This window comes from Solibacillus sp. FSL K6-4121, from assembly GCF_038002585.1.
Classification (GTDB): domain Bacteria; phylum Bacillota; class Bacilli; order Bacillales_A; family Planococcaceae; genus Solibacillus; species Solibacillus faecavium.
In genome coordinates this window covers 157,496-171,306 of sequence record NZ_JBBOCS010000001.1, presented here as the reverse complement: position 1 = coordinate 171,306, position 13,811 = coordinate 157,496, and the positions used below count along the sequence as shown (strand labels likewise).

General features: G+C 41.7%; 14 protein-coding genes. 12 read left to right on the top strand and 2 right to left on the bottom strand.

All coding sequences use genetic code 11. From position 1 onward, the window contains the following. Nucleotides 1-55: 55 nt before the first annotated feature. The 6 genes from hydA (at nucleotide 56) to MHH95_RS00905 (ending at nucleotide 6,766) form a co-directional block, all read left to right on the top strand. Nucleotides 56-1,453: a dihydropyrimidinase gene (gene hydA / locus MHH95_RS00930; RefSeq protein ID WP_340726094.1), complete on the top strand. Its 1,398-nt coding sequence runs from the start codon at nucleotides 56-58 to the stop codon at nucleotides 1,451-1,453. Nucleotides 1,454-1,510: 57 nt separating this feature from the next. After that, nucleotides 1,511-2,848, top strand: a complete 1,338-nt coding sequence (locus tag MHH95_RS00925) for an NAD(P)-dependent oxidoreductase (RefSeq protein WP_340726093.1) — start codon at nucleotides 1,511-1,513, stop codon at nucleotides 2,846-2,848. Nucleotides 2,849-2,859: 11 nt separating this feature from the next. After that, entirely contained in the window at nucleotides 2,860-4,143 is a 1,284-nt protein-coding gene (gene preA / locus MHH95_RS00920) for an NAD-dependent dihydropyrimidine dehydrogenase subunit PreA (protein WP_340726092.1), read from the top strand. A gap of 118 nt (nucleotides 4,144-4,261) precedes the next feature. After that, nucleotides 4,262-5,743: an NCS1 family transporter gene (locus tag MHH95_RS00915; protein WP_191699558.1), complete on the top strand. Its 1,482-nt coding sequence runs from the start codon at nucleotides 4,262-4,264 to the stop codon at nucleotides 5,741-5,743. A 20-nt stretch (nucleotides 5,744-5,763) separates the two neighbouring features. Then, the gene (locus MHH95_RS00910; RefSeq protein WP_340726091.1) at nucleotides 5,764-5,976 is read left to right on the top strand and encodes a hypothetical protein; all 213 of its coding nucleotides are present in this window, start codon (nucleotides 5,764-5,766) and stop codon (nucleotides 5,974-5,976) included. A gap of 352 nt (nucleotides 5,977-6,328) precedes the next feature. Beyond that, nucleotides 6,329-6,766 carry a nucleotide-binding protein gene (locus MHH95_RS00905; protein ID WP_340726090.1) on the top strand — a complete coding sequence of 146 codons (438 nt, stop codon included), beginning with the start codon at nucleotides 6,329-6,331 and terminating at the stop codon, nucleotides 6,764-6,766. Nucleotides 6,767-6,898: 132 nt separating this feature from the next. On the opposite strand, the gene MHH95_RS00900 is transcribed toward MHH95_RS00905, so the two are convergent. After that, the gene (locus tag MHH95_RS00900) at nucleotides 6,899-7,075 is read right to left on the bottom strand and encodes an asparagine synthase (RefSeq protein WP_340726089.1); all 177 of its coding nucleotides are present in this window, start codon (nucleotides 7,073-7,075) and stop codon (nucleotides 6,899-6,901) included. Between the two features lie 178 nt (nucleotides 7,076-7,253). Continuing rightward, nucleotides 7,254-7,865 carry a spore coat protein gene (locus MHH95_RS00895; protein WP_340726088.1) on the bottom strand — a complete coding sequence of 204 codons (612 nt, stop codon included), beginning with the start codon at nucleotides 7,863-7,865 and terminating at the stop codon, nucleotides 7,254-7,256. Nucleotides 7,866-7,960: 95 nt separating this feature from the next. Between MHH95_RS00895 and MHH95_RS00890 the strand changes: the two genes are divergently transcribed. The 6 genes from MHH95_RS00890 (at nucleotide 7,961) to MHH95_RS00865 (ending at nucleotide 13,710) form a co-directional block, all read left to right on the top strand. Continuing rightward, nucleotides 7,961-8,548 carry a LemA family protein gene (locus tag MHH95_RS00890; RefSeq protein ID WP_191699566.1) on the top strand — a complete coding sequence of 196 codons (588 nt, stop codon included), beginning with the start codon at nucleotides 7,961-7,963 and terminating at the stop codon, nucleotides 8,546-8,548. Nucleotides 8,549-8,581: 33 nt separating this feature from the next. Next, on the top strand, nucleotides 8,582-9,361 hold the full coding sequence (locus MHH95_RS00885) for a TPM domain-containing protein (RefSeq protein WP_191699567.1): 780 nt from the start codon (nucleotides 8,582-8,584) through the stop codon (nucleotides 9,359-9,361). Between the two features lie 308 nt (nucleotides 9,362-9,669). Continuing rightward, nucleotides 9,670-9,903 carry a glutaredoxin family protein gene (locus tag MHH95_RS00880; protein WP_340726087.1) on the top strand — a complete coding sequence of 78 codons (234 nt, stop codon included), beginning with the start codon at nucleotides 9,670-9,672 and terminating at the stop codon, nucleotides 9,901-9,903. 161 nt (nucleotides 9,904-10,064) lie between these two features. Next, nucleotides 10,065-11,102, top strand: a complete 1,038-nt coding sequence (locus MHH95_RS00875; protein WP_445682984.1) for a sugar-binding transcriptional regulator — start codon at nucleotides 10,065-10,067, stop codon at nucleotides 11,100-11,102. A 66-nt stretch (nucleotides 11,103-11,168) separates the two neighbouring features. Beyond that, the gene (gene gap / locus MHH95_RS00870) at nucleotides 11,169-12,182 is read left to right on the top strand and encodes a type I glyceraldehyde-3-phosphate dehydrogenase (RefSeq protein ID WP_339214001.1); all 1,014 of its coding nucleotides are present in this window, start codon (nucleotides 11,169-11,171) and stop codon (nucleotides 12,180-12,182) included. Between the two features lie 343 nt (nucleotides 12,183-12,525). Beyond that, nucleotides 12,526-13,710 carry a phosphoglycerate kinase gene (locus tag MHH95_RS00865; protein ID WP_340726085.1) on the top strand — a complete coding sequence of 395 codons (1,185 nt, stop codon included), beginning with the start codon at nucleotides 12,526-12,528 and terminating at the stop codon, nucleotides 13,708-13,710. Nucleotides 13,711-13,811 lie beyond the last annotated feature (101 nt).

Sequence of the window (13,811 nt, the reverse complement as noted above, 5' to 3'; positions counted from 1 at the left end):
TCATCGGTTCTTTCTAGAACTTAGCTAAATTACTAGAAAAATAGGAGGGTTTACTATGAAAAAGATCATTACTGGGGGAACAATTGTTACGGCTACAGACACGTATAAAGGTGATGTGCTGATTGAGGATGGCGTGATTAAGCAGATTGCGGCAAGAATCGAAGACGTGGATGCAGAAATTATTGATGCTACAGGAAAGCTATTATTTCCGGGTGGTATTGACCCTCATACACATTTGGACATGCCGTTTAACAATACGGTAACAGATGATGATTGGCAATCAGGTACCATTGCAGCAGCATTTGGTGGAACGACGACAATTATTGATTTTTGTATTAGTGCAGGCTCTCCGACATTGATGGATGCGATTGATACTTGGCATGGCAAAGCGAAGGACAAGGCCGTGATCGACTATGGCTTCCACTTAATGATTGGTGATTTGAATGAACAGCGCTTAAAGGAATTACCGGAAGCACTGGAACGAGGCGGGATTAGCTCGATCAAAGTGTTTTTAGCATATGCAAAGGAATTCCAGGCGACAGATCGTACGTTATTCCAGGCATTTAAAGTCGGGAAGCAATTAGGTGCGACGGTTATGGTGCATTGTGAAAATGGGTCTGTTATCGATGAGCTAGTAGAAGAGGCGAAGGCAAATGGGCAGACAGAACCGATTTATCATGCACTGACTCGTCCTCCAGAAGTTGAAGGAGAAGCGACGAAGCGTGCAATTGAGCTAGCGAATTTAGCGGGTGCACAGCTTTATGTTGTACATGTTACGTGTAAAGAGGCGGTTGATGAAATCATCGCAGCGCGTAATAAAGGCTACAACGTGTTAGGGGAAACTTGCCCACCGTATTTAGTATTGGATCAGACAGCATTGGAAAAGCCGAACTTTGAAGGGGCAAAATATGTATGGTCTCCGCCACTGCGTCCAGTAGAGCATCAGGAAGTATTATGGAATGCGTTGAAAGCGAAGCAGCTGCAAACGATTGGCTCGGACCAATGCTCATTTAGCTTCAATGGCAAGAAAACATTAGGGAAGGATGACTTCTCAAAAATTCCGAATGGTGGACCGTTTATTGAAGATCGCTTCTCCGTACTGTATTCAGAGGGGGTAGCGAAAGGCCGTATTTCGGAAAATGAATTTGTCGATATGATTTCAACGCAGTCTGCGAAGATTTTCGGACTGTTCCCTAAAAAAGGGACAATTGCAGTTGGTTCGGATGCGGATATCGTATTATTCGATCCGACAGTGAAACGGACAATCTCGGCAGAAACACACCATATGAATGTGGATTACAACGCATTTGAAGGGCTGGAAGTAACGGGTGAGCCAATAAGTGTGTTAGTGCGTGGCGATTATGTCATTCAAGATAAAAAGTTCGTCGGCAAGCTTGGAAGTGGTGAGTATATTCGCCGCGAAGTGAAGAGTACCACTAAAGTAACTTCATAGAACTAATAATCAGCTGAAAAAGTAATAACAAATCAAACTGGAGAGGGTTGTTATGAAATGAGCAATAGTTTAGCGAAAAACTTTGAAGAAATATTTGGTGGTTTAACAACATACACAGCAACCGTGGAAGCGAATCGATGTTTGTATTGCTATGATCCACCGTGTGTTAAAGCGTGCCCGACAAGCATTAATATTCCGAGCTTTATAAAGAAAATCGCCTCGAATAATATGAAGGGCTCTGCACGTGTCATTATGGAAGCGAACCCAGTAGGAGCAAGCTGTGCACGTGTATGTCCGACAATCGAGCTTTGTGAGGGAGCTTGCGTGTTGAACAGTGAAGAAAAGCCAATACAGATTGGTCACTTGCAGCGCTATGCAACAGACTGGCTTCGTGAAACCGATGTGAAGTTGTTTACACCGAAACCTGCAAACGGCAAGAAAATCGCGATTATCGGTAGCGGTCCTGCTGGATTATCTGCTGCGCGTGAATTGGCGTTATTAGGATATGGTGTGACAATTTACGAAGCGGATGAAAAAGCAGGGGGCTTAAATTATTACGGAATCGTTTCATTCCGTTTGCCGCAGGATGTTGTGGAATGGGAAGTGCAGCAAGTACAAAATCTTGGTGTTGAAATTAAAACGAATACAAAAATCGGTGAAGATGTCCTAGTAGATGAACTTCTAGCTAATTTTGACCGCATCATCGTAGCTGTTGGGATGGGGAAAGTACCGATGCTCAATATTGAGGGCGAACACTTGGAAGGTGTCTATGATGCGATTGATTTTGTAAAAGAATCGAAAGCTTCGTTTACAGATAAAATGCTAGGCAAAAAAGCAGTCGTGATCGGTGCCGGTAATACTGCGATTGATGCGGCCACATGTTCAGTAAGGCTAGGCGCAGAACAAGTTCAGATCGTTTACCGCCGTACATCGAAAGAAATGACGGCTTATGACTTTGAATATGATTTTGCTAAGCAGGACGGTGTTGAATTTAGATGGTTATCGTTACCGAAGCGAATTATCGGGGACGAAGCCGGCAAAGTAATCGGTTTGGAATGCATTAAGATGAAGCTAACGGAAATCGAGAATGGAAAAGGTACGTTAACGGAGATTCCGGGGTCTGAATTTGTAATTGAAACGGATGCTGTCATTCGGGCAATTGGTCAAGCGAAGCAGTATGAGCTGATTGAACATCTAGGGCTGGCGAATACTCGTGGGGTCATTGATGTCGAGATGAATAGCTTAAAGACATCGAATCCGAAAATTTATGCTTGCGGTGATGTAATTTACGGCAATGGGTACGGTGAAGCGACTGTTGTATCCGCGGCACAGCAAGGGAAAGATTCGGCATACGCAATTCATTATGAACTAAACGCAAATTCAGAGATCGCATAGGGGGTATTCAAATGGCTGATTTAAGTATAAATTTTGCTGGAATAAAGTCACCGAATCCATTTTGGCTGGCATCTGCACCACCGACTAACTCGGGCTATCAAGTTCAGCGTGCTTTTGAAGCAGGCTGGGGCGGCGCTGTTTGGAAGACGTTGGGGGACCCTATTTTAAACGTTTCTTCCCGTTTTGCAGCTGTCAGTTTTAATGGTCAAAAGGTGGCAGGATTTAACAATATTGAGTTAATCACCGACCGACCGCTTGAAGTGAACTTGAAGGAAATTTACGAAACGAAAAAACGATTCCCGAATCATGCGATCATTGCTTCGTTAATGGTCGAGCCAAAAGCTGAAAAATGGCATGAAATTGTAAAAAAAGTACAGGATGTCGGGGTCGATGGCTTCGAATTAAATTTTGGATGTCCCCATGGAATGGCCGAGCGTGGCATGGGTGCCGCTTCTGGTCAGGTGCCGGAACTGGTGGAAAAGCAGACGTTTTGGGCGAAGGAATATGCTCAAGTACCGGTCATTGTTAAGCTGACGCCGAATATTACTGATATTACGGTAACAGCAGAAGCGGCGATACGTGGTGGAGCGGACGCGATAAGTATGATTAATACAATCAATAGTTTGGCGGGCGTTGACTTAAACTCTTGGAATACAATTCCGCATGTTGGAAACAAAGGTGCTCATGGAGGCTATTGTGGTCCAGCGGTGAAGCCAATTGCGCTGAACATGGTTGGTGAATGTGCAAGAAATCCGTATATTAATGTACCGATTTCAGGTATTGGCGGAATTTCAAACTGGCAGGATGCTGCTGAGTTTATATTGATGGGTTCTACAAGCGTGCAAGTGTGTACAGCAGCTATGCACCACGGCTTCAGCATTGTAGAGGATATGATTGATGGCTTAAGCAACTATTTAGATGACAAAGGCTTAGACTCGGTCATGGATCTCGTTGGAAAAACGGTTCCGAAGTATTCAGATTGGGGCGATCTGGACTTAAATTACAAAGTTGTAGCAGAGATTAATAATGATGTTTGCATTAACTGTAATAAGTGCCATATTGCGTGTGAAGATACATCGCATCAATGTATCGATCTGTATACGGAAGACGGTCGTCCGATGTTGAAAGTTCGGGAGGAAGATTGTGTAGGCTGTAACTTATGTTCAATCGTTTGTCCGGCAGAAGGTGCTATTACGATGAAGGAATTGGTGCCTACACAGCCACCTATGACATGGAATGAAAGACAGTCGTTAATTGCAGGATTTGCAGCGAACAGTTCAACTATTGCAAGGTAGTCCTTTGGTAAACATTTTTAAAGAAATACATGTCAGCCTAGCAAAGTCGCATCGAGTGATACCGGCTGGCTGACCCACGTCCTGTGGACCCAAAAATTGAATAATGAGAGGTGTAGCGATGTCCAATCCAAAAAGCTCGAGTAATAATTATTTGAAATCACCTGATTTACTTCCTGTCTCGCATGAGAATCGCAGTATTGGAGTGCTTGGCTTTGGTATGATCTGGGTAGGGATGGCGATTGTACTGGCCGCATTTGCGATCGGTGCTGGCGGGATTGTGAATTTAAGTATGCCGATGCTGATCCTTGCGACATTGGTAGGTTCGATTTTAATTGGTATCTTCATGGTGATTATCGGCGATATCGGTGTAGAACACGGTTTATCGTTTCCGGTGTATATGCGTGCACCGTTCGGAACGATTGGAACACATCTTCCTTCATTTGCACGTGCATTTACGGCATCTTGTTGGTTTGGTATTAATACGTATTTCGGAGCCCTTGCAATCAATGGAATTTTAAATATTATGATAGGCTTCGATAATTGGTTTGTGTGCTTTATTGTCTTTGCGACATTGCAGTTATTCAATGTATCGTTAGGGATTAAATCAATTGAGCGTTTCGCTGATTTTGCTGCACCGATCATTATCTTTATTTCAATTTGGATGTACTTACAATTATCGGCTGAAGCAAAGGCACAAGGAAAAGCGGTATGGTCTTGGGTGGAAGCACCGCAAACAGGTTTTGAACAGTTTACGGCATTTATGATTGTCGCGATGGCGATTATGGGCTTCTGGGCAACACTAGCTGCTGATATGCCAACCCTTTCACGTCACTTTAAAGCACCGAAAAATGAACGTAACTGGTTCAAGCGAAATAAAACGCAGTTATTAGGTTCACTTGTTGTTCAGCCAATTTTTAATACGCTGATGATTGTAATCGGTGCGGTATGTTATATGTCTACCGGTTCAGGTGACCCGATTAACGCACTACAGCAGGCTGCAGGTGGCATTGTCCTTGTAATGTTATTATCGATGATCGTACTGGCTCAATGGTCGACAAATACTTCCGCAAACGTTATTCCGGCTGCGACGATTTTCTCTAATATCGGTGGCCCGAAAGTACCGTTCTGGGTAGGTGTTGTCATTGCCGGTATTGTCGGGACGATTGTTCAACCGTGGAGCTTGTTTGATATTTTAAATAGCGTACTGCTCGTTGTCGGCGGTATCCTTTCTTCAATTGTTGGTATTTTATTTGCCGATTATTATTTAATTCGTAAGCGACGAGTAAATGTAAAGGATCTATATGAAACAGACGGTCAATATCAATATTTAAAAGGTGTCAATGTAGCGGGGATTATCGCGTGGGTACTTGGTGGGTTGATCGCGAATATTTGGCCATCGTTTTCTTCACTAATCGGCTTCTTTGTAGGGGCGGCAATCTATTATGTGCTGGCGAAATTCTGGTGGTTCAAAAAGTATCCGCAAGCTGAAATTACGAATCCGAGTGATGAGGAGTATTTAGGCATTACAGCGGGACGCAGCTGGGAGATTGATGTGACGCCAGAACCGATTGGTGTTCAACAAACTGCTTCTACAGATTAAAATGTAAATGGGGTGCGACGATGTCAGAATATGAATTTGTGGCAAAGGAAATTTTACAGATTGATGAATTACTGGCCGATAATTATATTTTTAAAAGCATTCACGAAAATTTAGAAGGTGCCTTCGTTACTTTTATTAATGAAGAGAGCAACGAAGAGCGTATGCTGCATATTAAAATGGCGGATGCGCGGAAATATTTCTCCAGTAAATTATACGAGCAATTACAAAGTTAAATAGGTGAACAGGCGCATTTCATTTCTTATATGAGATGCGCCTGTTTTTTGTTGGAGAAAAATAGAGGGAGGAGTTCCGCTTATTTGGGCATATCAAGTGTAAGTGGCCAAAAATAAGAGGAGAAATTCCCCTTATTTGCTTGTGCGAGGCTGGAATACATGGATTTTTTTAAAATAACGGGAGTTTGTACCCTTATTTTAGCTGAAAATGGGTTGTTTCCTTTAAATAACGGGAAATCCTACCCTTATTTTTTCGTAAAGCATATTTCGACATGTTAATACATATTGTGAAAAATACAGTGGATGCACTAGTCGGGTTCAGGCAAATTTTTTATTGAAGTGGAGGGCTTTTATGGGAGAAAAGAAGGGAACATTTAAGAAGTGGAAGGATAAAGTAAACGAGAAAGTCACGACACTAAGCAACAAGACGTCTTTTGCTGTAGATCGATCAAAAATACGTAAGCAGATTGCTGCGATTGAAGAAGAGATAAAACTGCTTAAACAGGAAATTGGGGAAATTGTTAATCTGAATCGGAACACCTTATTTTCGGTGAGTATGGTGAATTATCAGCTTATGCAAATTGAAGCGAAGGAAAAGGCTGTTGCGATGCTGGAACAGGATATTGAAGAATTAAATGAACGCAGTAAGGCAGCGGGTGCTGAAGAGGAGATGATAGTGGACTCTACAGATATTATCGAGGTTACGCAAACGTATATTTGTGCGAATTGTAATGAGTTTTACGATGAATCGAAAAAATTCTGTGAGGAGTGCGGCTACAAAATGATTTGATAAATTGCCCAACTTTCTAAGTGCCATAGAAAGTTGGGCGTTTTTTATTTATATAAAGAAAAAGCTGACTGCAAAGAATATGGTTATCCTTTGAGCCAGCTTCCTCGTCAAAAGCAGTTGTACCTGCTCTTTCTACTTACGATGTTCTACAAGGTCAATTGCACCCAATACCATATGGGCGAGACCGAAACCGAAAATGGTATTGGCAAGCATCTTGTTCGTACCGATTTTTTGTTTCATCGCATACCCTGTTGCAGTTACAGCTGATCCAAGTACAGTCGGAATTAAACCTTCACGAATATTTTTCATAAAAGCCCCTCCTTCATCGTAGTAGGTGATACAACACCATTATTAGTGTTTGTTCGTTTGGGGAAGTATATTCTTTAATTTTTGCAAGTAAATATTGGATATCCACAAAAAAAATGTATTATTATTAATTCAAAGCCAATAATTAATGGAAGAATTAATCCGAATACTTTATTGGGGATTAGTTAGGCATATTTTTAGCTTGCTGTGCCTGCCCATACATATTGAGCATCGTATTCATATCTTGCTGCGAAAGTTGTGGTACTTGATAATACCCTTTTTTGTTTTGGTACAAAGAGATTTCGTAGGCCATTTCGATACAGTTTGGTACAGAGTCCTGTAGCACACGACGTACAACTGGATTTGTAGACTCTAAAGCTGCAGCCGTTTTACCAGCTGCTCCTGCTTTATGGCAGCTCAGCATGAAGCTTGAAATGATCGCGTCATTAATTTCGTTAGCAGAAGTAATTGGTTTTTTAGGCTCGCCTGGTGTCAAACCGTAGTTTGTATCATTGCCCATTTGCATATTGTAGCTGCGAGTTGGGTGTTTTGGATCGTGGCCTGTTTTGTAGGCTTCCATTGTAAGATTGTATTCATCAAGCATAAATGGGTATTGTCGATCCATAATAGAGAGTAGCTCTGGGTCTTGAATTTGGTCACGTAATAAAACGTATTGATTTAATCCACCGATCATAGCGCCTAGCACTTCATGAACATCCAGTAATTCATGGGCACCATGATTCATTGAGAAAGGCATTTGGTTGTCTTGTGATTGGGATGATTGGGTAAACATTCAGTAACCTCCATAATAAGAATTTCGTACGCTCTTATTGTGGAAGTGAATGAAAATTTTATACGCATTTTTTTAGAAAGAGGGGATGAGACAAAATGTATTCTAAAAATGAAAGAGGCAGTGCTGGTTTAATTACGGTCATTGCCATCATTGTAGTGATTGTCATTGCGGCAATGATCGTCGTACCGAAATACAATAATTTAGTGAGTGGGGAAGAAACGGTGGATGCAGCATGGGCGCAAGTGGAAAACCAGCTGCAGCGTCGATTTGATTTAGTGCCGAACTTAGTGAATACCGTAAAAGGTTATGCGAAGCAGGAAGAGGAGATTTTTACTCAAATTGCGAATGCGCGTACACAATATGGCAATGCCAATACAGTTGGTGAAGCAGCGGAAGCGAACAATGATTTATCTTCGGCATTATCCCGATTATTAGTAGTCATTGAAAATTACCCGACTTTAAAATCCGATGTGCAGTTTACACGTTTAATGGATGAGCTGGCAGGGACAGAAAATCGTTTGGCGGTAGCGCGTAAGGATTATAATGATACGGTTCAGCAATTCAATAATACTGTGCGTCGATTCCCAGGAAACTTAATCGCGGGCATGTTCAGCTTTGAGCAAAAAGATTACTTTGAAATTAAAGAAGGTGTGGAAGAAGCACCGGCTGTCGATTTTGATTAATAGAGGCGAAATTTCCAAAAAGGGGGGTTGCGTATGAGATGGATTGTCTCGCTTTTCATATTGTTCCTAGCTGTACCGCTTCAGGTGATGGCCGCTATACCGGAGAAGCCGGCTTATAATTCCTACGTTTATGATTATGCGAATGTACTATCTGATGATGTGGAACAACAGCTGATTCAGTCCGCAAAAGCATTGGAAGGTTCAACTGGCAATGTAATCGTCATGATGACCATTGATACGATCGGTGGAATGGATGCGTATGAATTCGGAACGGAAACGATTCGGCAATGGGGAATCGGTGGTGCGAACGAGAATAACGGGATGCTGATTTTCGCTACGACTGAGCAAGGTCCAGGGGAAAATGATGTATGGATTACGGTCGGCGGCGGCTTAGAGGGTGATTACCCGGACGGCAAACTCGGCAGTATGATTGATGAATATATGTTTCCTTATTTAATGAATGGGGATTATACGAGTGCTTTTGCGAATATTTTCTCTGTTTTTTATGAGGAAATGGGTGGTGAAGCAGGTGGGGCTGATTTAGTGAAGCCTGTTTCATCGGGTGATGATGACGGCATTTCCATTGGCTTTATTATTTTTATTATTATTCTCTATTACCTCATTACGAAGTTTGGCGGTGGCGGCGGTCCAGGTGGACGTAGACGTACTGCTCGACGTGTATACCGTAGCGGCGGATTCCCTGGTGCATTTGGCGGAGGTTTCGGCGGTAGAGGTGGCGGCTCTTCTGGCGGTGGATTTGGTGGCTTCGGCGGTGGCGGATCATTCGGCGGCGGGGCTGGCAGGAAGTTTTAGGTTTTAGGATGGGCATCTTACTCTTTCGGGGTGAGGTGCTTTTTTGAGGTGTGGTGTGCAGCAGGCGGTGGAGGTTTTCTAATAAGTGCCGGGGATGTTCTAATATGTGATGCGATTGTTCTAATAAAATGTTGATTTGCTAATAAAAGTGTTAGATGTTCAAATAAGTGGGGTTCATTTGCTAATAAGTGTTATGAAAGTGCTAATATGTCAGCTGGAAGCGCTAATATGTTGCAAAGATTTTCTAATAAAAGCTTCCCCCATTTCTATTTTCCCCGGCTATAATAGTAAAAAAGGGAGGAAATACTATGATTATTAAATTTTACTCAAAACCAGACTGTGAGCTTTGTGTGGAAGGGCTTCATACGTTGAAAATTGTTCAGGAAGATATCGACTTTACAATTGAGCACTATAATATTGAGGAAGATGATGCAGTGCATGAGAAATATATGCTGATGATTCCCGTTGTTGAGCGGGATGGGGAAGTTATTCAGTATGGACAGCTTGATTATGCAACGTTATATGAGGCGCTCGGAGATTGAGGTGAGCGCCTTATTTTTGTTGAAAGAAATAATTCCGACAAGTATATAAGTTGCAAAACAACATTATGCATTTTATAATAAAGACAGAAATTATTTTTTTTGCTCTAAGTGGGACTAAAAAATAATACGCGGGACAAAAATTGTCCAATATAGTCGAGTAGGTGGTTTTTTTGACTGATGTTTCGTTTTTTGCAGCAGAGCGCAAACTAATGCCTGAAATCGATAAGCTCTTTCAAAAGAGGTTTCGAGTATTGCAGGCTTTAGCGACATTCGGACCGATTGGTAGGCGTGCTTTAGTCGAGCAGCTTCAGATGACAGAGCGTGATATTCGTAATGAAACAACCGTCCTCAGTGAGCAGCAATTGATTTCGATTCAGAAAAAGGGCATGATTTGTACGCCAAAAGGGTATGAAGTATTAGAACAGCTTTCCGAATTACATCGGGAGTTGTCAGGTATTGTGGCGATGGAACAACAGCTTAAAGAGATATTCGGGATTGCACGCGTTATTATTGTGACGGGTGATGCGGAACAGGATATGACTGTAAAGCAACAGCTCGGTAAAGAAGCGGCACAGATGTTACAGCAACTCGCTAAAGGTAAAGATCAAATTGCTGTGACGGGCGGTAGCAGTGTTGCCTCGATGAAAGAGTATTTAACAGCAGGCACGGTGCTCGGTGATGCGAGTTTTATCGCAGCACGAGGCGGTATGGGTGACGAGATGACGTTCCAGGCGAATACGGTTGTTTCCAAGTTTGCTAAAAGGTGTGGCGCAAAATATCGTACTTTATTTTTACCGGAGCATTTAAGTGAGCAGGCTTATGAAGCGATGAAGGATGAGCCAATCATTAAAGAAATGATTGAACTGTATGAGCAGGTGGATATTGTCGTTCATGGCATTGGAGCCGCTCAGGAAATGGCACTTCGTCGCAATAGCACATACGAGGAGCAGCAGCTGCTTGAACAAAAGGGAGCCGTTGCAGAAGCGTTTGGCTATTATTTCAATAAAAATGGCGATATTGTTCATCATTTACGTACAATCGGTATTCAGCTTGAGCATGTAAATAAGGCGCAACATGTCATTGCGATTGCGGCAGGCAGTAACAAGGCAGCTGCAATTCAGGCTTATTTCAAAAATGCAGTAAAGCAGACGATTTTAATTACGGATGAACAAACCGCAAATACAATTCTAGAAAGATAAGTTGTTTTTAAAAGTATGTCCATTACACATACTGTTTAAATAATAAATATATTGGAGGAATTTCACATGGTATTACAATTAGCAATTAATGGATTTGGTCGAATCGGACGTTTAGTATTCCGTGAAGCAATGAAGCACGAGGAATTTGAAGTTGTTGCAGTAAATGATTTAACAGATGCCGGACAGCTTGCACACTTATTGAAGTATGACTCAGTACATGGTGTATACGATGCAGATGTTCAGGCGGAAGATGATGCATTTATCGTAAACGGCAAACGCATTCAAGTGTATTCAGAAAAAGATCCTGCAAAATTACCATGGGGCGAAATTGGTGTGGATGTTGTTTTAGAATGTACGGGTAGATGGCGTTCAATGGAAGAAGTAGAGAAGCATATTCAAGCCGGTGCGAAAAAAGCGATTCTTTCAGCACCAGCAAAAGGCGATATGCCAACTTATGTTATGGGCGTAAACCATACTGATTATGACCCATCAGAGGATGTTATCTCGAACGCTTCTTGTACGACAAACTGTTTAGCACCGCTGGCAAAAGTATTGGATGAACAATTCGGTATTAAGCGCGGTATGATGACGACAATTCACTCGTATACAAATGATCAGCGTATCCTTGACTTCCCGCACTCAGACCCACGTCGTGCACGTGCTGGCGCGGTATCAATGATTCCGACAACTACGGGTGCAGCGGTTGCAGTATCGAAAGTATTGCCACAATTAAAAGGCAAGTTGGACGGCTTCTCAATGCGTGTTCCAACACCGAACGTATCTTGTGTCGATTTAGTTGTAGAGTTGGATAAAGACGTAACAGCTGATTCAATCAATGCTGCATTAAAAGAGGCTTCAGAGGGCGACTTAAAAGGAATTCTTGCCTACAATGAATTGCCGTTAGTATCGATTGACTATAACGGCAATCCGGCATCATCAACAATCGATGGCTTATCGACAATGGTTATGGAAAACCGCATGGCAAAAGTAGTCGCTTGGTATGATAATGAAATCGGCTATTCTACTCGATTAATGGATCTAGCATTATATATTGCTGAGCAAGGAATTGACAAAAACTAATTGTGACATACTTTTTGAGGAATGAAGAAAATATGTGACATATTAATTAGAATTTGACATAAAAAGTATAGCCTTTAAAAGGTAGAAACCTTATAATGTATAAGGGTAAAAGAGCGGCAGGGAATTACCCGACCGCTCTTTTTTTGAATATAAGAAAATTGGGTACATACATATTGTTTAGAGATTTAAGCGCAATGATTCATCTTCGTCATAAATATTAGCGAATACGAGGGAAATCAGAGGCGACACAAGACAGCATTATTGAAGTTTGATACTATTTTAACTAACGAGTATACTATCCACACAATAATTTCACGATCGAATTTAAAGGAGGATTTTCTTTATGTTTTTAAAGAAGTCAATGAATGATGTAGATGTAAAAGGGAAGCGCGTATTTGTACGTGTTGATTTTAATGTACCGATGGAAGAAGGCAAAATTACGGATGAAACGCGTATTCGTGCAGCCGTTCCAACAATTGAGCAATTAGTGAGTGCAGGGGCAAAAGTTATTTTAGCTTCACACCTTGGTCGTCCAAAAGGTGAAGTGAATGAAGATATGCGTTTAACAGCAGTAGGTGAACGTCTTTCTGAATTAATGGGCAAGCCTGTTTCGAAGCTTGATGAATCAATTGGTACAGATGTAGAAGCAGCGGTAAACAATATGCAAGATGGCGACATCATTCTTCTTGAAAACGTACGCTTCCATAAAGGCGAAGAGAAAAACGACGAGACATTGGCAAAAGAATTTGCAAAATTAGCAGACCTTTACGTAAATGATGCATTTGGTGCAGCTCACCGTGCACACGCTTCAACAGAAGGTATTGCGAAGCATGTACCAGCTGTATCAGGTTTATTAATGGAAAAAGAATTAGACGTATTAGGGAAAGCTTTATCAAATCCGGAGCGTCCATTCACAGCGATTATTGGTGGCGCAAAAGTTAAAGATAAAATCGGTGTTATTGAAAACCTGCTAGATAAAGTAGACCACCTGATTATCGGTGGCGGCTTAGTATTCACATTCGTAAAAGCAATGGGTCATGATATCGGAAAGTCATTGCTAGAAGAAGACAAAATTGAGTTGGCAAAAGGCTTTATCGAAAAAGCAAAAGAAAAAGGCGTTCAGCTGCACATGCCAGTTGATGCAGTCGTAGCGAACGAATTTTCAAAAGATGCTGACACTAAAGTAGTTGCAATCGATGCGATTCCTTCTGACTGGATGGGACTTGATATCGGACCAAAAACTGCGGAAAACTATGCAGAAGTCATTAAGCAATCAAAATTAATCATTTGGAACGGACCAATGGGTGTATTCGAAATGGAGAAATTTGCAAATGGTACAAAAACAGTAGCAGATGCAATGGCAACAACAGATGGCTACACAATTATCGGTGGCGGTGATTCAGCTGCAGCGGTAGAGAAATTCGAAGTAGCATCTAAAATGGACCATATTTCAACAGGCGGCGGTGCTTCATTAGAGTTAATGGAGGGTAAGGAATTACCGGGTATTGTTGCGTTAAACGATAAATAATTTATAGAATAATTATTTGTGTCAACACTGACTCAAAGCGTCCGCCTTAGCGGAAAACAGTTAGTGTTAACGAACAAAATAATTAAAAACTGGAGGGTTTT